The organism is Mycolicibacterium sp. MU0050, assembly GCF_963378085.1.
Taxonomy (GTDB): domain Bacteria; phylum Actinomycetota; class Actinomycetes; order Mycobacteriales; family Mycobacteriaceae; genus Mycobacterium; species Mycobacterium wendilense.
The window spans coordinates 1,576,609-1,599,870 of sequence record NZ_OY726395.1 but is presented as its reverse complement, the minus strand read 5'-3'; the positions used below and the strand labels follow the sequence as shown (position 1 = coordinate 1,599,870).

The following is a 23,262-nucleotide window of genomic DNA, read 5'->3' as shown; positions in this document are numbered from 1 at the left end:
CGGGTAGCGGTGCGGAAGCGGCGGTCAAGGGTCAACACCTCGTTCGAAATCGTCGGCCAGTCGGTCCAGCAGCGTCACCAGGGTGTCGACCTCGCCGTCGGGCCAGTCGGCGACCACGGCCGTGACCATGTCCCGGCGGCGCGCGGTCACCTGCGCGAGCGTCTTGCGCCCGACGTCGGTGAGCACCAGCAGGGAGCGGCGCTGGTCGTCGGCGGCGGGGGTCTTCGTCAGCAGGCCGGCGGCCACCACCGACGACACGGTGCGGCTCGCGGTGGAGTGCTCGACGGCCAGATCGTCGGCCACGTCGCTGATGGAGGCGGCGGCGCCGCCCAGCGCCCGCCGCTCGACGGCCCGCAGCACGCGGACCGTGGAGGCCGCCCGCACCGAGTCGGTGCTGTCGAGGACGCGGCGGCGCCATTCGGGACGCTGCCGGGCGGTGAAGATGCGCGTCAGCAGTTCGTCGAGATGGTCATAGCGCGACGGGAACACCAAATATGCATAGCACATATATGTTTCTCGGCCCAAGCCCTCACCGCCCGTCGCAGGGGCGGGCCGCGCTCAGCGCTCCTCGAGGACCGCCTTGAGGAAGGTGCGGGTGCGGTCGTTGTCCGGGTCGTTGAAGATCTTCGACGGCGGCCCGTCCTCGATGATGACGCCCTGGTCGAACATCATCACCCGGTGCGAGACGTCACGGGCGAAGTGCATCTCGTGCGTCACGATCAGCATGGTGATGTCGGTGGTCTCGGCGATCTCCCGCAGCACCCCCAACACGTCGACCACCAGTTCGGGGTCCAGCGCCGAGGTCACCTCGTCGAGCAGCAGGATGTCCGGTTCCATCGCCAGGGCCCGCGCGATGGCCACGCGCTGTTGCTGCCCGCCGGAGAGCCGGGTCGGGTGCGACTCGACGAAGTCGACCATGCCGACCTTGTCGAGGAGCTCGGTGCCGCGGGCACGCGCCTCGTCCTTGCTCAGGCCCAGCACCGAAACCGGTGCCTCCATGACGTTTTCGATCACCGTCATGTTGGGGAACAGATTGAACTGCTGGAAGACCATCCCGATCCGCTGCCGCGCCTTGCGCAGATACTTCTCCGAGGCGGGCTCGAGGCGGTCGCCCTTGCGCTCATGGGTCAGCGGTTCCCCGTCGACCCAGATGACGCCGTCGCTGACCCGTTCGAGGGTCATCAGCAGCCGCAGAATCGTGGTCTTACCGGAGCCGGACGGTCCGATCAGCGTGACCCGTTCCCCGGGAGCGATGGAGAAGTTCATGCCGTCCAGGACGGTCTTGGGTCCGAAACGCTTGACCACGTTGTCGAACCGGATCATCGGCTCGGTGGTCGCGGTGGATTCTTCAGCGGGCAAGGCGCGTCTCCAGTCTTCTCATGAGGACCGACGTGGGGTAGCTGGCCAGCAGGAAGATCAGGCCCGCGACGGTGATCGGCTCGATGTAGCGGTAGTTCTGACCGCCGAATTGGTTGGCCACCGTGACCATCTCCGCAACGCCGATGACGATGAGGAACGGCGTCTCCTTGAACAGCGCGATGATCTGGTTACCCGTCGAGGGGATGATCCGCCGGATCACCTGGGGCAGGATGACGCCGATCCAAGTCCGTTGCGGCGACAGCGATAACGCCGTGCACGCCTCCCACTGCCCCTTCGGAATGGCTTCGATGCCGGCGCGGTACACCTCGGACATGTAGGCGGCGTAATGCACACCGAGGACCGCGATGCCGGTGACCAGCGCACTGAGTTGCACGCCGACGACCGGAAGGCCGAAATACACGAAGAACAGCTGGATCGGGATGGGGGTGCTGCGGATGAACTCGACCACCCAGTAGGTCGGCCACGAGATCCACGGCGCGCCGGCACGCCGGCCGAGCGCGAAGACGAGGCCCAGCAGGATCGCGACCACCGCGGCGGCCGCGGTGATGCCCAGCGTCAACTTCAGGAAGGCCTTGGCCAGCTCGGGCAGGACCTCCCAGGTGTAGTCCCAGTTCCACAGCCGCCGCTCGGTCTCGTTCACGACGCACTCACCGCCTGCGGTTGCTCGATCACGACCGCCTTGCCGCCGCGGCCCACCCGGGCGGCGGCGCGCTTCTCGACCCACCGGACGACCAGCACCAGCAGCTGGGCGATCAGGAAGTAGACCACCAACGCGATGCTGAACGCCGCCAGGCTGCCGATGTCGAACTGCAGCTGCTTGACCTCATAGGTGAGTTCGGTGATGCCGATCAGATACAGCAACGACGAGCTCTTCAGGATCTGGATCCACAGGTTGCCGAACGGCGGGATCATCTCCGGCAGCGCCTGCGGCAGGATGACGCGACGCATCCGGCGCATACGGCCGAGGCCCAGTGCCACCGTCGCCTCCCACTGCGCCTTGGGGACCGCCGTGACCGCGCCGCGCACGATCTCGGCGCCGTAGGCCCCGAAGTTGAGCCCGAAGGCAATGGTGGCCGCGGCGATCGGTTCGAAGCGGATGCCCAGCTGCGGGAGCACGAAGAAGATCCACAGCAGCTGAATCACCAGCGAGGTGCCGCGGAAGAACTCGACGACCACCCGGGAGAAGCCGCGGACCGCGACCGATCGGGACAGTGACATCAGGCCGAAGACGAACGAAAGCACCAGCGCCGCAACGGCGCCCAGCACCGTGTAGAGCAGGGTCGTGCCGATGCCGGTGAGGAAGAACGGCGCGGTCTGGACGAACTGCTCGGTCATGGCGTCAGCCTCGGCACAACTGCTCGGCGGTCAGTTCGGGGTCCGGACGTTCGGCCTCGGTGAACCCGTACGGTTCGACGAGTTCGAGCCACTTGTCACTCCTGATCAGTTCGGCCAGTTGCGCATTGAACGCCTCGCGCAGCGCGACGTCACGCTGACGAAAGACCGCCGCACCGGCGTTGACCTGTTCCTTGCCGTCGATGACCGGCACGAACGCCTGCCCGACCGCAAGGCCGCCGTCCCCCGCGGCCAGCGCGCGCAACGAGATGCTGGTCAGCGCAAAGGCGTCGGCGCGGCCGGACTTCACCGCATCCAGGCCCGCCTGCTGATCGGCGACGAGCTGCAACTGCCGGTCCGGCACCCCCGACCCGGTGGCCTGGCCGACCTCGGCCGCGCCGTTCATCACCGCCAGCCGGGCACCGGTGTCGATCACCGACTGATAGTCGGTGAGCCCCTTCGGGTTCGCCGCCGGCACCAACAACGACGTCGTCGCGACGTATACCGGGTTGCTGAACGAGGCCTGCTTGCAGCGATCCGGGGTGATGAACATGCCGGCCGTCACCACGTCGACCCGCTCGGAGTTGAGCGCCTGGATCAGCGAGCCGAACTCGAACATCGTGGGATTGAGCGCGATTCCGCCGATCTGGTCGAAGATGTAGCCCTGCACCGCCGGGGCCTGGCCCACCAGATCACCGTGATCCCGGTAGGCGTATGGACGTTCGTTGGCAAAGCCGACGTTGATGCTCCGGTCTTCTTTGACGCGTTCCAGGGTGTTGGTGCCACCCAGCGATTTCCCGGTCCCCGGCTCGGTGAAGGTGCACCCGCCGACCGTCAGACCGATGGTGACCGCCCCGGCAAGAACCCACCGGAACCTCGCGCGACAGCGGCGCGCACGTTGCGACTTCACGTTGCCTCTCGTTGCCTGAGCTCGAGCACATTCGTTGGTAGCTGTTCCCGACGCTATCGACTTCCCAGCGCTTGGGCAGCCAATTGGCAAGTTCGGCGTGGCGCCGGAGCCGTCCGGCAACGGATGCAGCAACGGGGAAACCGGTTGCAGGGGCGACTCGGCCGCTCCGGCCGGCCGCCGGGCGCGCAGTTATTGCTGGGCGCGCGAAAATTTTCGGAGCTGACTATTTGCCAGAATGGAACCGGCGGTACCGGATACCTTTGCCAAAGTATCGGATAAAGCCTCCTATACTGCACAAACCCGGTTCGTTACTGGTAACATCGGGTTAGCTGAACCGCTTTGCAGGTTTACCCCGCAGCACACAGACTGGGAATGAGGTCGTTAGCTATGACAACGGTAGAGCCGTCGTCGCAGACACGTCTGCCCAGCACAGTCGCCGTCTCCGCGCTAGCTGCCGAACAGTCAGCAACGGGGCCGATGATGGTCATCGGCTGCAATCGATTGGGGATGCGGGCCAACCCGCCGGCGGCGCGGTGGCCGTTCAGCTGGTTTCTCCGGCGGTGAGTCGCGCCCGGCTCAGCGGTTGCGGAGCCGGTGGATGAACAAAGCCGCGGTCAGCACGCCGAGTCCGGCCAACGAGATCGCGACGGCAGGTTTCTGCACAAAGGCCAGCGCACGAGCCTTGGCGTCCTCGGCGATGCGCTGCGGGTTCGCGCGCGCGGCCAGCGAGTCCACCGTCGCGGCCAACTGATCGCGAGCCTGATCGATCTCCTTCATGATCTCTTCGGGATCCCGATCCGCCACGCTCTTCCTCCATGTCCAGCAGTCCGACTGTTGAGGTACCTGCCGAATTACCCTAGATCAGCTGGCTCCGTTATCCACCACCGGTGGACAGGAAGGAACAAAGTTGACCGCAACGGCACGTCTCGCACCAGGTGACCAGGCTCCGGCCTTCACGCTCCCCGACGCCGACGGCAAGGCGGTGAAACTCGCCGACTACCGCGGACGCAAGGTGATCGTGTACTTCTACCCCGCCGCCGCCACCCCGGGCTGCACCAAGCAGGCCTGCGATTTCCGGGACAGCCTGGCCGAGCTCAACGAGGCCGGGCTCGATGTCATCGGCATCTCGCCGGACAAGCCCGAGAAGCTCGCCAAGTTCCGCGACGCCGAGGGGCTGACCTTCCCGCTGCTGTCCGACCCGGACAAGGAGGTGCTGACCGCCTGGGGCGCCTTCGGCGAGAAGAAGATGTACGGCAAGACCGTCCAGGGCGTCATCCGGTCCACCTTCGTCGTCGACGAGAAGGGCAACATCGAGGTGGCCCAGTACAACGTGAAGGCCACCGGGCACGTCGCCAAGCTGCGCCGCGACATCTCCGTCTAGCTGTACCGGGACAGGACGTTGGTAGCAGGCGTGTTGGCTTGAAGTGAGGAGAACCTCCGGGTGGGGTGTGGCTTGTCTAGGTCCACTGCTCTCCGGAGGTTCTCGTGTCCCACCGTAATGCCCGTACGACGTTTCACGGCCGGCTGCTGATGGTGCGCCGGTATCAGGCCGGCTGGCCTAAGACCCATATCGCCACGGCGATGGGCGTCTCGCGCAAGTGTGTCCACACCTGGATCAGCCGGTTCGAGTCCGAGGGCGAAGCCGGCCTCATCGACCGGTCCTCGCGGCCGCACACCACACCGACCCGTACTCCGCGCAGCGTGGAGAACCAGATCGTGGCCTGGCGGCGGCGCCACCGCTGCGGCCCCGACGAAATCGCGGCCAAGCTGGGGGTATGCGCGCGAACGGTGTCGCGCGTGTTGAACAGGCGTCAGATGCCGTACTTGCGCGACTGCGACCCGATGACCGGTCAGGTAATCCGCGCCTCGAAGGCCACGGCCGTTCGCTACGAGCGAGCCCGCCCCGGCGAACTGGTGCACATGGACGTCAAGAAACTGGGCCGCATCCCCGACGGCGGCGGCTGGCGGGCTCACGGTCGAGGACACGCCCCGAACCGAGACCGCAAGAGCGGTAACGGCTTCGATTACGTGCACTCCCTGGTCGATGACCATTCCCGCCTGGCCTATTCCGAGATCCTGCCCGACGAGAAAGGGGCCACCTGCGCAGGGTTCTTGCAGCGAGCGGCACTGCACTTCCGCGCCCACGGAATCACCACCATCGAGGCGGTCATGACTGATAACGCCTGGGCCTACCGCTACAGCCTGCGCGATGTCTGCGCAGAGCTGGGTGCGCGCCAGGTGTTCATCAAACCGCACTGCCCCTGGCAGAACGGCAAGGTAGAGCGTCTCAACCGCACCCTGCAGACCGAGTGGGCCTACAAGCGCGTCTTCGCGTCCAACGCTCACCGCGCCGCAGCCCTTGCCCCCTGGCTCAAGTACTACAACACTGAACGCCGTCACAGTGCACTCGGCGGCCTCCCACCGATCAGCCGACTGACACCAACCTCATGACTCAGTACATCTAGCCGGGCACCGGCGCGGCTACCCGGGCGCCAGCGCGGCCAGGAACAGCGTCTCGGCGACCGCCGCCTTCTCCAGCACGGACAGGTCCAGGCTCTCGTTGATGCTGTGCGCCTGGGTGCCCGGATCCTCGACCCCGGTGACCAGAATGGTCGCCTCGGGAAACGCGTCGGCGAATTCGGCGATGAACGGGATCGATCCGCCCATCCCCATGTCGACCGGCGCGGTCCCCCACGCCCGCCCGAACGCGCGGCGGGCGGCGTCGTACACCGGCCCGCTGGCGTCGATGGCGTACGGCTGCCCCACGTCGCCGGGGGTCACGGTGACCTTCGCGCCCCACGGAGCATGCGTCTCGAGGTGTCGACGCAGCGCGTCCAGGTGCGCGGCGGCGTCACCCCCGGGCGCCACCCGCAGTGAGATCTTCGCCCGCGCAGACGGGATCAGGGTGTTGGAGGCCTTGGCGATCGGCGTGGTGTCGATGCCGATGACGGTTATGGCGGGCTTGGCCCAAAGGCGTTGCACCACAGAGCCGGAGCCGATCTCGGAGACCCCGTCGAGCAGGCCGGTCTCGGCGCGCACCCAATCCGGCCCGCGGTCCACGTCGGCCGCGGTGCCCTCGTGCAGACCGGCTACCGCCACGTTGCCGTCGTCGTCGTGCAGGCTCGCCAGCAACCGCACCAGCACCGAGATCGCATCCGGCACCACCCCGCCCCACAGACCCGAATGCAGGCCGTGATCGAGCGTGGCCACCTCGACCACACAATCGGCAAGCCCGCGCAGCGACACCGTCAGCGCGGGGATCTCGGTGCTCCAGTTGTCGGAGTCGGCGATGACGATGACGTCGGCGGCCAGGGCGTCGCGGTGCGCGGCCAACAGCCGTCCCAGCGAGGGCGAACCGGACTCCTCCTCCCCCTCAACGAACACCGTGATCCCGACCGGCGGGCGGCCACCGTCCGCGGTGAACGCCCGCATGGCCGCCAGATGCGTGGCGATCCCGGCCTTGTCGTCGGCGGTGCCCCGGCCGTAGAGCCGGCCGTTGCGCTCGGTCGGCTCGAACGGCGGCGAATGCCACTGCCGGGCATCGCCTTCGGGCTGCACGTCGTGATGCGCGTAGAGCAGCACCGTCGGCGCGCCCGGCGGCGCGGGCAGCCGGGCGATCACCGCCGGCGCCCCGTCCTCGCTGACGATCCGCACGTCGGGGAAGCCGACACCGGTGAACAACTCCGCGACGGCGCGGGCGCTGCGGTGCACCTCGTCGCGCCGGGCCGGGTCGGCCCACACCGACTGAATGCGCACCAGGTCGTCGAGATCGGCACGCACCGACGGCAGCACTTCGCGGACGCGGGCCTCGAGATCAGTCATGGCGTCAGGTTAGTGCGGCCTGAGAGCCCGCGAAGGTGCGCAGAACCGGTAACAAGCTCGGCGTGTCGGCCGGAGACCCGCACGCTCGCGCAGTGATGGCGAGGGCGGGGTTTCAGCTCTCCAGGATCGCCACGGCCGCAGCCGTGTCGGCCTCGTGCGTCAGCGACACGTGAATGGTCACCTCGGCCAGGTGCTTGGCGATCTCGCCGGTGAGCCGCACCTTGGGCCGTCCCCACATGTCGGTGACCACCTCGATGTCGCGGTGGATGGCCTCGGGCAGCACCGGACGCTGCGCGAAGCGCGACCCCGACCACGCCTTGATGACCGCCTCTTTCGCCGCCCAGCGGGCCGCCAGGTGCCGCGCCGCCACCGAACTCTTGTCGGCGGCGTCGCGGCGCTCCCCCGGCGTGAAGGTCTCGGCGAAGACCGTCCCGGGCTGGTCGACCTGCTCGGCAAACTCCGGGATGGACACCAGGTCGATCCCCACTCCGACTATCGCCACGGCGTGAACCCTAACGGAGCCCGCCGCGCGATGGTCACCCGGGGAATCACCGGATGTACACGTCGTCGTCGCCGAGGCGCGACGCCGCGTTCAGCAGCATCGCCGCTTCCTGCTTCTTCTCCGGTGCGTCGTGGTCGAAGCGACGGTCGGCGGGCCGCTCGTACATCGGGCGGCCGCCGGCGATCGCCGAGGCCAACCGGCGCTGGCCGGCCAGCACCCGCTGCTCCGCCCGGGCGACGTAGTCGTCGCGCTGCGCCGGGTCGAGTGCCGCCAGGAACGCCTGCGGGTGCACCAGCGCCACCAGACCGGACACGTGACCGAAGCCCAGGCTGGTCACCAGACCTGCCTTCAGCGGGAACTTGTCGCCCATCCGCAGGGTGTCGCGCACCCAGACGAAGTGCCCCGAGGTGGCCAACTCGTCATCGACACAGTCCAGGCTGCGGTTCGGCGGAATCACGCCGTCGCGCAGGATCTGGCACAGGCCCATGATCTGGAACACCGCGGCGCCGCCCTTGGCGTGACCGGTCAGCGTCTTCTGGCTGACGATGAACAGCGGGGCGCCCTCCGAGCGGCCCATCGAGTCCGCGAGCCGCTCGTGCAGCTCGGTCTCGTTGGGATCGTTGGCCAGCGTCGAGGTGTCGTGCTTGGAGATCACCGCGATGTCGTCGGGTCCGACGCCCAGCTTGGCCAGCGAACGCGCCAGCACCGAGTCCTTGCCGCCGCGACCGGCGCCCAGCGCGCCGAGCCCCGGAGCCGGAATCGAGGTGTGCACACCGTCGGCGAAGCTCTGCGCGTAACCGACGACCGCGAGGACCGGCAGGCCCATCTTGGCGGCCAGGTCGCCCCGGGCCAGCAGGATGGTGCCGCCGCCCTGCGCCTCGAGGAACCCGAGCCGGCGACGGTCGTTGGCGCGGGAGAACTTCGAGTCGCTGATGCCCTTGGCGCGCATCATCTCGGTGTCGGCGGTGGCCGCCATGTCACCGAAGCCGATGATCGCTTCCAGCGTCAGGTCGTCGAAGCCGCCGGCGACCACCAGATCAGCCTTGCCGAGGCGGATCTTGTCGACGCCCTCCTCGACCGAGACCGCGGCGGTGGCGCACGCGCCGACCGGGTGGATCATCGCGCCGTAACCGCCGACGTAGCTCTGCATCACATGTGCGGCAACGACGTTCGGCAGCACCTCCTGCAGGATGTCGTTCGGCTTGGAGCGGCCCAGCAGGTTGCCGTGGTACATGGTCTGCATCGAGGTCATGCCGCCCATGCCGGTGCCCTGCGTGCTGGCCACCTGGCTCGGGTGCACCCAGCGCATCAGCTCGGTCGGCGTGAAGCCCGACGACAGGAACGCGTCGACGGTCGCGACGATGTTCCACAACGCCACCCGGTCGATCGAGTTCGCCATGTCCTGGCTGACGCCCCACACCGTCGGGTCGAACCCGGTCGGGATCTGGGCGCCCACGGTCCGCGACAGCTTGGTCTTGCGCGGAACCCGAATCTCGGTGCCCGCCTTGCGGATCACCTCCCAGTCGGAGCTGTCCGGGACCGGCCGCGTCACGGTGTGCTCGGGGTCGTACTGGACGAACGCCCGCGCGTCGGCCTCGCTGGAGACCACGAACGAGAAGTCCCGATCCAGGAACACGCTGACCAGCAGCGGCGAGGCGTGATCGGGGTCGATCGCGCCGTCGTCGACGAACTCGCGGATGCCGCATCGCTCGACCACCGTGTCGTGGTAGCGCTCGACCAGTTCGGCCTCGGGCACCAGTTCACCGGTTTCGACGTCGTACCAACCCGGCGTCGGGTCGTCCTCCCACTTGATCAGGCCCGTGGTCCAGGCCAACTCGAGCACGCCCGCGGCGGACAGCTCGTTGTCGACCTCCATCTCGAAGCGGGTCCGCGACGAGCCGTACGGGCCCAACTCGGCACCGCCGACGATGACCACCAGGTCGGCCGGGTCGACGTCGAGGTCCTCCCACACCGGCGGGGGCGCCGGGGTGAATCCGCGCGGCGGCGAGGGCAGCGCGGCGATGGTGTTGTCGAGTTCCTCGCTCTCGTCGTCCGCGGCCTCGGCCGACATCTCCTCGCGGGCCTTGGCGGCCAGCGCGGCCATGTCGAGTTCGACCTCGGCCAGTCCGCCGGTGAGGTCGGCGTTGATCGGCTCGACGGCCGCGGCCACCTTCGCATCCGGGGTGCACAGATCCAGCAGCATCGCCGCCATCTCCGCGCTGGTGTAGGTGGTCACGCCGGCCTCTTCGACCGCGTCGACGATGACGTCGTTGTGACCCATCAGGCCGGTGCCCTTGGTCCAGCCGATCAGCGCGTGCGCCAACGTGACCCGCTCGGCCCAGGAGCTCTCCGCCTTCCAGCGGGTGACCAGGGCATCGAGCGCGGCCTTCGCCTCGCCGTAGGCCCCGTCTCCACCGAACATGCCGCGGTTGGGCGAGCCCGGCAGCACCACGTGCAGGCGGGAGGCGATGTCGCGCTCGGCGCCGATGGTGGACAGCCCCGCGATGAGCCGTTCGACGGCCCACAGCAGCACCTTCATCTCCATCTCGGCGCGCGAACCGACCTCCGACATGTCCCCGCTCACGCGCGGTGCGGCGAACGGGAACAGCAGCGTCGGGGTCTGCGCATCCTTGAGGTGAATCGATTGCGGCCCAAGGTTTTCGCTCTGCTCGGTGCCCACCCACTCGACCAACGCATCGATGTCGGCGTAGGACGCCATGTTCGCCGGGACCACCCACAGGGTGGCGCCGAAGCGCGCATACTCGCGGTACAGATCCTTGTAGAACGCCAACCGGTTGTCGTCGAGGCGCGAGGTGGTGGCCACCACGGTGGCACCGCCGTCGAGCAACTGACCGACCACCGCCGAGGCGATCGAGCCCTTCGAGGCGCCGGTCACCACGGCGACCTCGTCGCTGTAGCGGCCCTTGCCCGGGTTCTCCGCACCCGCGGCGATCCGGCCGAACAGCGAGGCGTGCACGTTGCGGCCGGCGGCCAGCGCCTTGCCCTGCCACCAATTGGCTTGGGTGGCAACGACATGCCCGGCACCCTCGAACCGCTCCGACAGGCGCGGCCAGTCGGCGTCGATGTCGCCTTCCTCGGTCAGCCACAGCTTGACCAGGTCCTCGCGGGCGCTGGCCCAGCGGTCGTCGAGCACCACGGCCTTGCGACCGTCGAACACCGGGGACACCAGACGCGGCCAGTCCGAACCGAGTTCGGCGGTGACCAGGTCGACGAGCTCGGCGTCGCTGACCTGCTCGGGCGCGGTGACCGGGCTGTCGAGACCCAGCTGATTGAGCACCTGGCGGGCGGCGGTGGCCAACACCCCGTCCGGTCCGGTGACCTTCTCGGCGAACTCGCCCAGCGCGGCGGAATCGACGACCCCGCCGGCGGCGCCACCGGAGGACGGCAGCGACACCGCGACACCCTTGCGGGCGCCGACCGCGGCGACGGCGGCGTCGATGGCCTTGTCGACGGCGGCCGCGTCGGCGAGCGCACCCTCGTGCAGCCCGCCGAGCCCACCGCCGCGGACGCTGGAGCCCTCACGGGTACCGAGCGCGAGTTCCACGGTGGCGTGCTTGGCCCAGCCCGGACCCAGCTCCCACACCTTGGCGACCCGCTCGGCGATGTAGGCCGGACGCTTGCCCGACGGCCCGAGCACGGTGCGCAACTGGTCGTTGATGGCGTCGGAGAGCACCGGACCGAACGGCTTGTAGGTCCGCGCCAGCTTGGTCACCTGACCCTTGAGTGCACCCAGGTCCGCTTCGGCGGCACCGTCGATGGCACCGAGGTTCAGCTCGGAGCCGAGGTCCACCAGCAGCTGGTTGCGGCGCGAGGAGGCGCCGTCGGTGATGGACTCGATGGAGTCCAGCGCCTCGATCTGGTCGAGCCGCATCTTGGCCGACAGCGCGATCAGCGCCACCGTCGCATCCGCGGCGTCGAACACCAGGTCGTCCGGGCGGGGACCCCCGGCCGGAGCCGCCGGCGCGGCGGCCGGCGCCGGAGCGGCCTCGGCGGTCGGGGCCTCGGCGGGCGCTTCGGCGGCCGCGGGCTCGGCCGGTTCCTCTTCGGGCTCGGGATCGGTGTCGGTGGCGAACAGCACCGCGGCATCGCGCTCGGCGTTGAGCACCTCGACCGTGCTGTGGGCGTACTCCGGCAGCTTCAGCGTGTTGGTGGCCAGGCCCGCCACCGTCGGCGCGTTCTTCACGCCGATCTCGACGAAGCGTTCCACCCCGAGGCCGCCGGCGGCCTCCTCGATGAACAGCAGGTCCTGGGTCTCGATCCAGCGCACGGGGCTGGCGAACTGCCAGGCCAGCAGCTCGATGACGATCTTGCGGCACAACTCGACCGGCTTCTCGTTGCGCCAGGTGTCGTAGTCGGCGAGCACCTCGTCGAGCGGCTCGGCGGGCACCAGCGCGCGGATCTCCTCGATGAAGTCGCGGTCCAGAGTGAACGGCCGCGGCACCAGGTTCGGGATGTAGCGGCCGACCACCAGTTCCGGATCGCGGTCGCGCGGGAGCACCCGCTCCAGGCTGCGCCGGAAGTCGTCGACGCCCACCCGCAGCACGCTGGAGTGGAACGGCACGTCGATGCCGGGCACCAGGATGAACGACCGCTTGCCGCCGGTGATCTCGCGGCGCCGCTCGACCTCTTCCTCGAGCGCCTCGAGGCCCCGGACGGTGCCGGCGATGGCGTACTGCGCACCACGCAGGTTGTAGTTCACGATCTGCAGGAATTCACCGGTGCGCTCGGAGATCTCGGCGACGAAGTCCTTGACGTCGTCGTCGTCGAGGTCGATCTGGCTGGGCCGGATCGCGGCCAGCCGGTAGTTCGATCGCCCGCGCTCGTCGCGCGGCACGATGTCGTGCATCTTGGAGCCGCGGTGGAAGACCGCCTCCAGCAGGCCTTCGAGTTCGATGACGCCCGAGACGCACGCCAGTGCGGTGTACTCGCCCACGGAGTGTCCGCAGGCGATGGCGCCCTCGACGAAGGCGCCCTGCTCGCGCATCTCGGCGACCTGCGCGGCGGCCGTGGTGGCCATTGCGACCTGGGTGAACTGCGTCAGGTACAGCACGCCTTCCGGGTGCTCGTAGTGCACGCCCGAGGCGATCAGGCTCGTCGGGTTGTCCCGCACCACGTGCAGGACCGAGAAGCCCAGGGTCTCGCGGGTGAACTTGTCGGCGCGGTCCCAGATCTTGCGGGCGGCCTTGGAGCGGGCCCGCACCTCCATGCCCATGCCCTTGGACTGGATGCCCTGGCCGGGGAAGGCGTAGACGGTCTTGGGCGCGGTCAGACGCGCGGTCGCCGCCATCTTCAGATCCGAACCGACGCGCGCGGAGATCTCCAGCACCTCGGCGCCCAGGTCCACGCCGACGCGGTCGACGCGGAACTCGACCTCGTCACCCGGCAGCACCATGCCGAGGAAGCGCGCGGTCCAGCCGAGCAGCTTGGCCGGCGGGACGGGCGAACCGTCGGTGGCGGTAACCACGTGCTGGGCGGCGGCCGAGAGCCACATGCCGTGCACGATGGGCGATTCCAGGCCGGCCAGCAGCGCCGCCGCCTGGTCGGTGTGGATCGGGTTGTGGTCACCGGAGACCACCGCGAACGGCCGCATGTCCACCGGGGCGGTGATGGTGACGTCGCGACGACGACGGCGCGGGGTGTCGGTGGCGTTGGCGGACACCGCTCCCCCGGCCCGCACCGGATCGGCCAGTTCGGCCGCACCGGTGCGGCCGCGGATCGCGAAGCGTTCCTCGAGCGCGGCGAACACCGCACCGGAGGCGTCCGAGACGTTGACGGTGACCGGCACGACGCGACCGACCTCGGTGTCGTAGGCCGCCGAAGCCGTTGCGGTGACGGTCAATTCGGTCCGCTCGGTGGGCAGCGCGCGCACCATCTGCGCGGCGTGGTCCAGGTGCACCAGGCTCAGCAGGCCCTCGACCACCGGGAAGCCGGACTCGGTCAGCGCCGAGCCGATGGCGGCGAACACCGCCGGCCAGCAGCGGCCGACCAGGGCGTCCGGGACCACCGTCAGGGTCGGCGCCAGCGGGGCGCCGAACGTCGCGGTGACACCGGTGTGGTCGGCGACGCGCTCGGGATCCCACTCGACGGTCACCGTGGTGGTGGCCCGGCCGTCGGCGACCCGCACCGGCGGCAGCGCCTCGGGACCGTCCACACCGGCGGCGATCGCCAGCACCGAACGCATTGCGGCCGAGGCGTCCTCGACCGACACCACCGGTGCGCCACCGTCGACGGTGGTGGCCGGCAGCGAGAACCTGATCTCGATCCAGGTGCCCGACAGCGGCAGGCTCAGCACGACGTTGTCGGCCACGACCTCGAGGCGGGCGCCGGTGGCATGGTTGGTGGCGCTGCCGTTCTCGTGCACCTGCCAATCGGCGGGCGGCGCGATGCGGTGCACCGGGTTGGTCGCGATGCGCCCGGCCCACAGCACGTCCGGGGCATCCAGGACCAGCGACAGCGGGTCGGTGACGTCGGCCAGCCGGGCGATCACCGGCGTCGGCGCGGCGCCGGCGGCGACCACGTCGTCGATGGCGGCCTGCTCGAAGCGGTCCAACAACTCGCCGACCGGCTCGTCGACCCGGGTGATGCCCGCGACGGCCGCGGTGCCCGGGATGATGCAGACCTGATCGGCGGGGTAACGCGCGTCGTGCGCCTGCCACAGCGAGTCACTGCGCCACCAGCGCCGGACGTCCTTGTCGATGACGGGGACGAAGTTGACCGGCTTGCCCAGGGTCTTGCAGAGCTGCACGAAGAACGGCACGTCCGCGGGGTGCAGCTGCACCGTGGCGGCGTCCGGGTAGGCGGCCAGCAGCTCGGCGATGGCCAGCTCGGGATCCTCCAGCAGCGCCTCACCGGCTTCGGTCGCGCCGTACAGGGTTTCGATGGGGCCGTAGTCGGCCGCGTTGAGCCGGGCCTCCACCCGCTGCAGCATCTCCTGGAAGCGGTCGCGCCAGGTGATGTCCAGCCACGGCGAGTCGGGCCGCTTGGAGTCGGCGGTGGAACTGCCGTCGCCGATGGTCAGTTCGACGTAACGGCGCAGCCACTGCTCGTAGGTCATCTCGGCCACGTCGCCGAAGTACGGCTTGGCGGTGTTGGCCATCGCGGCGATGATCTCGTCCCGGCGCTCGGCGACGGCGTCGGCGTCACCGGCGACCTCGTCGAGCAGGCGTCCGCAGCGCGAGGCGGTGTTGTCGATCTCGTGGATGTCCGCACCCAGCTGGCTGCGGCCGGAAGCCATGCCGCCCTGGGCTTTTCCGGCACCGACCCAGTGCTCGGTGCCCTTGGTGTCGACCAGCATCTGCTTGACCTGCGGGCTGGTGGTGGCCTCCAGGGTGGCCATCGCGGCGGTGCCGACCAGGATGCCGTCGACCGGCATCAGCGGGAAGCCGTAGGCCTCCGCCCAACGGCCGGACAGGTATTCGGCGGCCCGCTCCGGGGTGCCGATGCCACCGCCGACACACACGGTGATGTTCGAGCGGCTGCGCAGTTCGGAATAGGTGGCCAGCAGCAGGTCGTCGAGGTCCTCCCAGGAGTGGTGGCCACCGGCGCGGCCGCCCTCGACGTGGACGATGACCGGCTTGGCGGGCACCTCCGCCGCGATCCGGATCACCGAGCGGATCTGCTCGACGGTGCCGGGCTTGAACACGACGTGGCTGATGCCCAGCTCATTGAGCTCCTCGATCAGCTCGACGGCTTCCTCGAGGTCGGGGATGCCGGCCGTGACGACCAGGCCGTCGATCGGGGCACCGGACTGACGGGCCTTCTGCACCAGGCGCTTTCCGCCCACCTGCAGCTTCCACAGGTACGGATCCAGGAACAGCGAGTTGAACTGGATCGCCCGGCCCGGCTCGAGCAGCTCGGTGAGCTCCTCGATGCGGTCGGCGAAGATCGGCTCGGTGACCTGACCGCCACCGGCCAGCTCTGCCCAGTGCCCGGCATTGGCCGCCGCGGCCACGATCTTGGCGTCGACGGTGGTCGGCGTCATACCCGCCAACAGGATCGGCGAGCGGCCCGTGAGCCGGGTGAACTTGGTGGACAGCTTGACCGAACCGTCGGGCAGCTGAACCACCCGGGGGGCGTAGCTCGACCACGGCTTGGCGACCTCGGGCACGGCGCCGACGGTGAACAGGTTGCGCTGCCCACCGCGGGTGGCCGCCGGCACGATGCCGATCCCCAGGCCGCGGATCACCGGCGCGGTCAGGCGGGTCAGGATGTCGCCGGGACCGAGGTCCAGGATCCAGCGCGCGCCGGCCTCGTGCAGGGTGTTGATCTCGTCCACCCAGTCGACCTGGTCGATGAGGATGGCCTTGGTCATCGCCTTGGCCAGCTCCACGTCGATGCCGATCGCCTCGGCCCACCCGCCGACGATGTCGACGCCGTCGGACAGCCGCGGCGTGTGGAAGCCCACCTCGACCTGAACCGGGTCGAACACGGGCGCGAACACCGCGCCGCCGCGGACCTTGTTCTTGCGCTCGGCCTCTTCCTTGTCGGCGATCTGCTGGCAGTACAGCTCGAACCGGGACAGCTGCTCGGGGGTGCCGGTGATGGTCACCGAGCGGCGGCCGTTGCGGATCGACAGCACCGGCGGCAACACGGTGCGCACGTCCTGGCTGAACTCCTCGAGCAGCTCGTAGATGCGCTCCGGGTCGGCGTTGGTCACCGAGACCATGGGCGGGCGATCGCCCAGCACCGAGATGCCGCGGCGACGGGCCACCAGCGTGCCGGCCGCGCCGATCAGCTGCGCCAGCGCCAGCAGCTCGACGTCCTTGGCCCCGCCGGCCTTGAGCGCCTCGACGCCCAGCACGCCCTGGGAGTGCCCGGCGACGGCGACCGGGGGCGTCGCGGCCAGGTCCAGGCCCTGGCGCGCCAGCGCGCGCACGGCGGCGATCTGGGTGAGCAGGACGCCCGGGACCGACACCGCGGCCGACGTCAGCTGCTTGTCGCTGGGGACGGGCTCCTCGGCGGCCAGCGCGCGCACCCAGCGCAGCGGCTCGAAGCCGATCGGACGCACCACGACGAGTTCGCGGGCCACCGGCTCGAGCAGCAGCTCGGCCTCGCCGGCCAGCGTCGCGAGGTCGGATTCGATCCCCGCCGAGGACACCAGCTCTTCGAGGGTGTCCAGCCAGGCGCTGCCCTGGCCGCCGAAGGCGACGGCGAAGGGCTCACCGGCGGACAACCGGTCGACAAGGGCGTGGGTGGACGGTACGGGCCCGGCAGCGCTGCCATTCGGGGTGTTGATGGCACGGTCGTGCTCGAAAATCGTCACCTTGTGTATCTCCCTGTCTCTGCTACGTCTGTACTGCTCGCCGCGATGCGTTCTCGGGTCTGTGGGTCCTCGCGCCAACAGCGGAGGCACTCGGCGACTCCTCGGTGAGTCCGCCTGCTGAACCGGCGCCGGCTCGCCATCGGGCCGGCGTGGTGCCGTCGATCGACGCGGAAAAGCGGCGTTCGGATGGCACCGGCTGTACTAAGAGTGTCATAAGGCCGGACCCCCTTGACGTGCCGAAATTGGTTACTGACGAGTTCTACGGACAAGTAACCGCGGCTGGCGTAACGCCCCGCTGAACTCCCCGCACCACCCCGGAGGACAAACATCCTGCTGACGGGTGGTTACGGTCGAGTAGCTACAAGTGCGCTGATCACGGCACGACTGTTACCAAATCGTTATCAGCAATTTCCGGCCGCCAGGACGCGCCACCGTGCGCGCGGCGGCGCATCCCGCCGGGTGCGATCTGGGTCACTTTCCTGGCCGGGTCCGGCGAAAAGTTTGCTGGCAAATCTTACTGGTCGGTAATCATCGGCTGGTCCCACTGCCCGAACCGAGGTTTGAGGAGGTGGTTGACGTCCACCCCCACGCCGGCGAGCCGGTCCGCCGTATCGCCCCTTCCCGTACCGATGATCGGCGACGATCTTCAGACCGTGTCGGTAGAGGTCGCGGGCCTCCGGCAGTTCGATCGGCCTGCCCGGCATCCACTGCCCACCGGGGCGTCGGTCGGACACGCGGCGATTCGATCCGATGGCACCGACGGCCTTGATGTCGGCTGCCTTGAACCACCCGCCGCGGAGTCGAGCAGAATAGCTCCAGCAACCACACGGGCCACGTGGCTACCACCCTGACGTCGCCGAACGGGGCGAAAATTCGCTTCGACCCGTGCCGGCCGGGCTGGCATGATCGAACGGGGCCACTACGGGTTTTTGACGGGCTCGTGGAGAGTTAACCGCCACGGAGAAGCCGGGAAAGGCATAGGAACAGTGCGGCGCTGGATCGTGTGGTCCGTTGGGCTCTTGGCCTACATCGTCGCCGTGCTCGACCGCACCACCCTCGGGGTGTCCGGACTCGATGCCGCCGAACGGTTCCACGCCAGCCCGGCCATCCTCTCGACATTCGTGGTGCTGCAGGTCATCGTCTACGCGGCCGCCCAGGTTCCCGCCGGACTGCTGCTGGACCGCTTCGGCTCGCGGGCGATGATCGTCAGCGGCGCCCTGCTGATGGCCGCCGGGCAGCTGACCCTGGCGTTCAGCGAATCGCTACCCACCGCGATCGCCGCCCGCGCCGTCGTCGGCCTCGGCGACGCGTTCACCTTCATCTCCGTGCTGCGCCTGGTCCCCTACTGGTTCTCGGAACGCCAGATCCCCATGGTGACGCAGTTGACCGGCATCTGCGGGCAGCTCGGACAGGTCCTGTCGGCCCTGCCGTTCCTCGCGCTGCTCGGCGCCGCCGGGTGGAGCACCGCCTACCTGTCGGTGGCGGCGTTCGGGATCCTGACCGTCGTGCTGACCTTGCTGTTGGTCCGCGACACCCCCCGCGGCCGGGCACAGGTGGTGCGCAACGCGGACCTGGCCGAGACATTCGGCAGCCTCAAGACGGTCTGGCTGCGGCCGGGCACCCGGCTGGGCTTCTTCACCCACATGGGCACCCAGTTCTCCATCACCACCTTCGCGTTGATGTGGGGCATCCCGTATCTGACCGAGGCACAGGGGTTGTCGCGAGCGACCGCCGGTGCGCTGCTGACGGTGTCGGTGGCCGCAGCCATCGCCTCGGGCATCCTGATCGGGATCGTCACCGCGCGTAATCCGCATCGCCGCTCGTGGCTGGTTCTCGGAATCATGGCCAGCAACGCCGGCATCTGGGCCGTGGTGCTGTCCCTGGGCGGTCCGGCCCCGCTGTGGCTGTTGGTGGTGTTGATCGTGGCGATCTCCGTCGGCGGGCCGGGCTCCATGGTGGGGTTCGACTTCGCCCGGACCTTCAATCCGAGCCGCACGCTCGGGACCGCGACCGGGGTGGTCAACATGGGCGGGTTCATCGCGTCGCTGCTCGTGATCCAGGCGATGGGCATGATCATCGACGCCGCCGGCGGGTTCTCCTTCGACGCGTTCCGCTACGCCTGGGCAGTGCAGTACGTCATTTGGCTGGTGGCCGGCGCCGCCATCCTGATCACGCGCCGCAAGGCCCGTCGCACCATCGGCGACATCGAGGAGAGCAAGTACCTGTTGGAGTTCTTCGACGATCGCCGCCCGTGATGTCGGTGCGCTCAGCGTGGCGAGCGCACCCAGATGCACCGAAATCCCGCCGGGCGCAGGGCTTTGGCCGCTACGCTGCCGTCTGTGACGGTGCCCACACCCCTTGATTGACATCGCCGACTGACCCAGCGGCCGGCCGCGTTCGCCTTGGCCGCCGGTTTGCTTGCCGTTCCGGGCGTTCCGATGCTCGCCGATGCCGCCCTGCCGGAATCATCCTGGTACACCGTCGAGGACGACGAGCAGGTGGACATCGCGACCGCCGAGGGCAACCGCCTGTCCGTGGTGATGTCGATGAACGGCAACGGCGCCATGGAGCGGCTCTGGGGGCGGGTCCTCGACCCCGACACCCTTGCCGCCTGGGCGCCGGCGCTGACCGCTCCGATCATCGAGGAGTCCTCGAAAGGTCTGTGCGCGACCCTGATCCTGGTGCTCTGCGCCTCGGTGTACCACCGCATCTCGCACGCGTTGCTGCTGGGCATGTTCGTCGGATTCGGCTTCGACATCAGCGAGGACCTCTCCTACGCAACCAGTTCGGCGATCTACAGCCTGGATTCCGACCTGGCCGGCGCCGGTGTCAACCTCGTCGGCCGCATCATCACCGCGATTCCCGCGCACTGGGCCTACACGGGATTGTTCACCGTCGGTGTGCTGCTGCTCCTGCCGTCGTTCGCCGGAGGTGACCACTGGTCTCGCGGTCGGCGGCTGGCCGTCGCGGCCGCGTTGATCTTCAGCGCCGTGTTCATGCACTTCATCTGGAATGCGCCGGTGCCCGACAGCGTCCTGGCCAAGTTCGCCATCAACCTGGTGGTCTTCTTCACCGCGGCGCTGTTGCTGATCCGCGACGAGCGGGATCTGGTCCGCCGCCGGATCAGCGCGGGGCGCAGTGTCGAGCCGCTGAGTGCGATCGAAGACGACGTGCTGGACTCCCTGGGCAGCTGGCGCGACCGGCGCCGGTTCCGTCGGCAGGCCCGCCGCGACGGCGGCCGCAAGGCCAAGAAGGCCGCGCGCCAACGTCAGCGGGCCGCGCTCGACCTCCTCAACCAGTGATTTCGGTGCGCTCAGGTGTGCTGAGCGCACCGAGATCACACCTCGATGGGCGGGTGTAGTCGCTCCACCGTGTACTGGCGGTTGCGGCGCGCGGCCCACGCGCTGGCGGCCAACGACGCGACGAGCACCCCGACCAGGACAGCGATCGAGATCCACAGCCGCGAGTCGATGCCGCCGACCGTCAACTGCCGTAATCCGTTGACGGCATAGGTCATCGGGTCGAACGGGTGGATGATCTGGAAGGGTTTGGCCGTGGTCTCCACCGGATAGATGCCGCCCGCCGAGACCAGCTGCAGCATCAGGAAGGCCAACGTCACCACGCGGCCGACCGCCACCCCGAACACCGCGTTGAACGCCTGGATCAGCGCCAGGAAGCACGCGGCCACCAGCATCAGGAACGCCACCGTGGCCAGCGGGTAGACCGCCTTCAGACCCACCCCGAAATGCACCACGGCATACATCACCACCACCTGGCAGACGGCGATCAGGATCGCGGGCCAGTACGACGCGAGCACCACCCGCAGCGCCCCCAGGCCGTTCACGATGGGGCGGGACTGCAACGGCGTCAACAACATCCAGATGATCAGGGCGCCGATGAACAACGCCAGCGGCAAGAAGAACGGCGCGAACCCGGTGCCGAAGGTGGCGGCCTGGTTCTTGGTCACCAGGTCCAGCCCCACGGGAGCGGCCAGGGTGCGCGCCACGTCCGTGCGCTCCTGCGGCGTCCACGACGGCAGTTGGGTGGAGCCCTCGCGCAGCTTGCTCGACAACTCCTGGCTGCCGGCGGCCAACCGTTCGGTTCCGTCGGCGAGTTCGACCGCCCCGGTGGCCAGTCGATTGCCGCCGTCGCTGAGTTGCACCAGGCCCGCGGCCAACCGCTGGGCGCCGTCGTCGAGTTGGTCGACGCCGTCGCGCAGTTTGACGACGTCGGCGCGCAGTCCGCCGTCGAGCGCCCTGGCGAGGAACACCCGCAGCTTGCTGTTGGGGTCGCCGAGGTCGTTCTCCAGCTGGGTGGCGCTGTCGCGCAGGCGGATCAGCCCCTCGTCGGTGGCCGGGTCGATGCCGCGGGCGTCGAGCAGCCGCTGCGCTCCGGCCAGGAACCCGCCGAGGTCACGCAGCGCCGGGTCGGGGTTGGACCGCAGGAAGCCGACCGCCTGGTCCACGATCGACGCGGCCTGCGCGGTGTCGATGTGCAGCGCGGCGATGCGGTCGGTGGTGGAACGCGCCGCCGCACTCAGGTGCTGCGCCGCCCGGCCCACCTCGTCGGGATCGAGCCCCAGATCGCCGACCCGGTCGAGCACCTCGATCAAGGGATCGATGGCGCCGTCCACCGCCGTGGACAGCTGCCGGGTGCCGGCGGCCAGTTGCGCCGAGCCGTCCTTGGCGGTCACCAATCCGGCCGCCAATGTGCCGGCCCCCGTGGCCAACTGCTGCGCACCGGCATTGGCGGTCGTCATCCCGGCGTTGAGTTGCTCGGCGCCGGAGGCGGCCTGACGCAGACCGGCGCCCGCATCGGTCAGGCCGGTGAGCACCGTGCCCACCGTGCGCTCCCCGATGCTGGCGTTGACCTGGTTGATCACCTCGCGCGCGGCGTTCTGCCCGATGATCGACCCCAGATAGTTGTTCGCGTCGTTGAACGTGAACCGGATCTTGGCCTGCTCGGGATCGCCCCCGGAGGGGGACGCGACGGCCGCGCTGAAGTCCGGCGGCAGGGTCACCGAGAAGTAGTACTTGCCAGAGGCCAGGCCGGCGGCGGCGTCGTCGGCAGAAACCGGATGGAGGTCAAGTTGTTTGGAGTCGATCAGGGCCTGGGCCACCTGGTCACCGGCGCGCAGGGGTTGGCCGTCGCTGACCGCGCCGGCGTCCTCGTTGACCAGCGCGACGGGCACCTTGTCGACCTCGCCGAACGGATTCCAGAACGCCCACAGATACATCGCGCCGTACAGCAGCGGCATCACGATGACGGTGACCAGCGCGATCCGGGGCAACGTACCGCGGGAGTACCGCTTGAGGTCGGTACCGAGCGACATTCCGGCGAGCATGTCTACTGTCCATCCTTCTGCTGGCGGACCACATCGGCCCGGGCGGTGTTGGCCACCGGAAGTTGCGCACGCACCTCGTGTCCGGTGACTCCGTTGACGGTCGCGGTGATCACGGTCTGCTGCGCGCCCAGCGCAATGAGCCGCTGTACCAGCAGATCTCGATTTCGGTCGCTGGTGACGTAGTCGAGGTTGCCGACCACCAGCAGCGGCGGCCGGGCGGTGTTGGCCAGCGCGATCCGCAGCAGCAACCGGTCGAGTTCGGTGAGTTCCTCGACATACTCGTCCAGGGGCGGCAGCGGCAGGTCACCGAACACCGGACCGCACACCGTCCGCAGGTCGCCGTCGTCGGCCCGCCGGATCAACCGGTACCAGCGCGCATCCCAGCGCAACTTCTCGGTGATGACATCGCGCACCGTGACCGACTCGGCCACCGTGTCGATCTCGTCGATGCCGGCCAGGGCCGCGATCGCGAAGATGTCCTTGGCGCGCCGACGGCCGAACACGGTCAGGTCCCCCGAATCGGGGGTCATCCGACCGGCCAGGGTCATCAGCAGCGCGGTCCGGCCGGTGCCGGCCGGGCAGACCAACACGGTCACCCCGCCCGCCTCGACGTCGAGGTCGACGGGCCCGTAGACCGGGCCCCACGGGCCAGACATCGTGAGGCTTCTTGCGCGAAGGGCAGGTTCGGG

15 protein-coding genes are annotated in these 23,262 nt (G+C 69.1%); 4 read left to right on the top strand and 11 right to left on the bottom strand.

What is annotated here, in order from left to right; all coding sequences use genetic code 11:
• Window positions 1-24 precede the first annotated feature (24 nt).
• The 6 genes from R2K23_RS07700 to R2K23_RS07675 form a co-directional block, all read right to left on the bottom strand.
• On the bottom strand, window positions 25-507 hold the full coding sequence (locus R2K23_RS07700; RefSeq protein WP_316515756.1) for a MarR family winged helix-turn-helix transcriptional regulator: 483 nt from the start codon (window positions 505-507) through the stop codon (window positions 25-27).
• 51 nt (window positions 508-558) lie between these two features.
• On the bottom strand, window positions 559-1,323 hold the full coding sequence (ehuA, locus tag R2K23_RS07695; protein WP_316517123.1) for an ectoine/hydroxyectoine ABC transporter ATP-binding protein EhuA: 765 nt from the start codon (window positions 1,321-1,323) through the stop codon (window positions 559-561).
• A gap of 25 nt (window positions 1,324-1,348) precedes the next feature.
• Window positions 1,349-2,020, bottom strand: coding sequence for an ectoine/hydroxyectoine ABC transporter permease subunit EhuD (gene ehuD, locus R2K23_RS07690; protein ID WP_316515754.1), 672 nt, complete (start codon window positions 2,018-2,020; stop codon window positions 1,349-1,351).
• On the bottom strand, window positions 2,017-2,715 hold the full coding sequence (gene ehuC / locus R2K23_RS07685; RefSeq protein WP_316515752.1) for an ectoine/hydroxyectoine ABC transporter permease subunit EhuC: 699 nt from the start codon (window positions 2,713-2,715) through the stop codon (window positions 2,017-2,019). The genes ehuD and ehuC overlap by 4 nt, the downstream gene beginning before the upstream one ends.
• Before the next feature lie 4 nt (window positions 2,716-2,719).
• Entirely contained in the window at window positions 2,720-3,622 is a 903-nt protein-coding gene (gene ehuB / locus R2K23_RS07680) for an ectoine/hydroxyectoine ABC transporter substrate-binding protein EhuB (protein WP_316515749.1), read from the bottom strand.
• Window positions 3,623-4,198: 576 nt separating this feature from the next.
• Complete coding sequence (locus R2K23_RS07675) at window positions 4,199-4,426, bottom strand: DUF3618 domain-containing protein (protein WP_316515747.1); 228 nt, start codon at window positions 4,424-4,426, stop codon at window positions 4,199-4,201.
• A 103-nt stretch (window positions 4,427-4,529) separates the two neighbouring features.
• Here R2K23_RS07675 and bcp point away from each other — a divergent pair, with 103 nt between their 5' ends.
• On the top strand, window positions 4,530-5,003 hold the full coding sequence (gene bcp / locus R2K23_RS07670; RefSeq protein WP_316515745.1) for a thioredoxin-dependent thiol peroxidase: 474 nt from the start codon (window positions 4,530-4,532) through the stop codon (window positions 5,001-5,003).
• Window positions 5,004-5,107: 104 nt separating this feature from the next.
• Window positions 5,108-6,073, top strand: coding sequence for an IS481 family transposase (locus R2K23_RS07665; RefSeq protein WP_316511840.1), 966 nt, complete (start codon window positions 5,108-5,110; stop codon window positions 6,071-6,073).
• Between the two features lie 30 nt (window positions 6,074-6,103).
• On the opposite strand, the gene R2K23_RS07660 is transcribed toward R2K23_RS07665, so the two are convergent.
• The 3 genes from R2K23_RS07660 to R2K23_RS07650 all read right to left on the bottom strand — a co-directional run bounded on the left by R2K23_RS07660 (window position 6,104) and on the right by R2K23_RS07650 (window position 17,229).
• Complete coding sequence (locus R2K23_RS07660) at window positions 6,104-7,444, bottom strand: dipeptidase (RefSeq protein WP_316515743.1); 1,341 nt, start codon at window positions 7,442-7,444, stop codon at window positions 6,104-6,106.
• A 112-nt stretch (window positions 7,445-7,556) separates the two neighbouring features.
• Window positions 7,557-7,946 carry a holo-ACP synthase AcpS gene (acpS, locus tag R2K23_RS07655; protein ID WP_316515741.1) on the bottom strand — a complete coding sequence of 130 codons (390 nt, stop codon included), beginning with the start codon at window positions 7,944-7,946 and terminating at the stop codon, window positions 7,557-7,559.
• A gap of 46 nt (window positions 7,947-7,992) precedes the next feature.
• Window positions 7,993-17,229: a polyketide synthase gene (locus R2K23_RS07650; RefSeq protein WP_316515739.1), complete on the bottom strand. Its 9,237-nt coding sequence runs from the start codon at window positions 17,227-17,229 to the stop codon at window positions 7,993-7,995.
• Window positions 17,230-18,215: 986 nt separating this feature from the next.
• On the opposite strand from R2K23_RS07650, the gene R2K23_RS07645 reads away from it, so the two are divergent.
• Window positions 18,216-19,484, top strand: coding sequence for an MFS transporter (locus R2K23_RS07645; protein ID WP_316515738.1), 1,269 nt, complete (start codon window positions 18,216-18,218; stop codon window positions 19,482-19,484).
• A 183-nt stretch (window positions 19,485-19,667) separates the two neighbouring features.
• On the top strand, window positions 19,668-20,531 hold the full coding sequence (locus tag R2K23_RS07640; protein ID WP_316515737.1) for a PrsW family intramembrane metalloprotease: 864 nt from the start codon (window positions 19,668-19,670) through the stop codon (window positions 20,529-20,531).
• Between the two features lie 35 nt (window positions 20,532-20,566).
• On the opposite strand, the gene R2K23_RS07635 is transcribed toward R2K23_RS07640, so the two are convergent.
• Together R2K23_RS07635 and R2K23_RS07630 are read right to left on the bottom strand one after the other, a co-directional pair.
• A complete protein-coding gene (locus tag R2K23_RS07635) occupies window positions 20,567-22,573 on the bottom strand; it encodes a YhgE/Pip domain-containing protein (protein WP_316515735.1) in 2,007 nt (668 codons plus the stop codon).
• 2 nt (window positions 22,574-22,575) lie between these two features.
• Window positions 22,576-23,229: an ATP-binding cassette domain-containing protein gene (locus R2K23_RS07630; RefSeq protein WP_316515733.1), complete on the bottom strand. Its 654-nt coding sequence runs from the start codon at window positions 23,227-23,229 to the stop codon at window positions 22,576-22,578.
• Window positions 23,230-23,262: the final 33 nt, after the last annotated feature.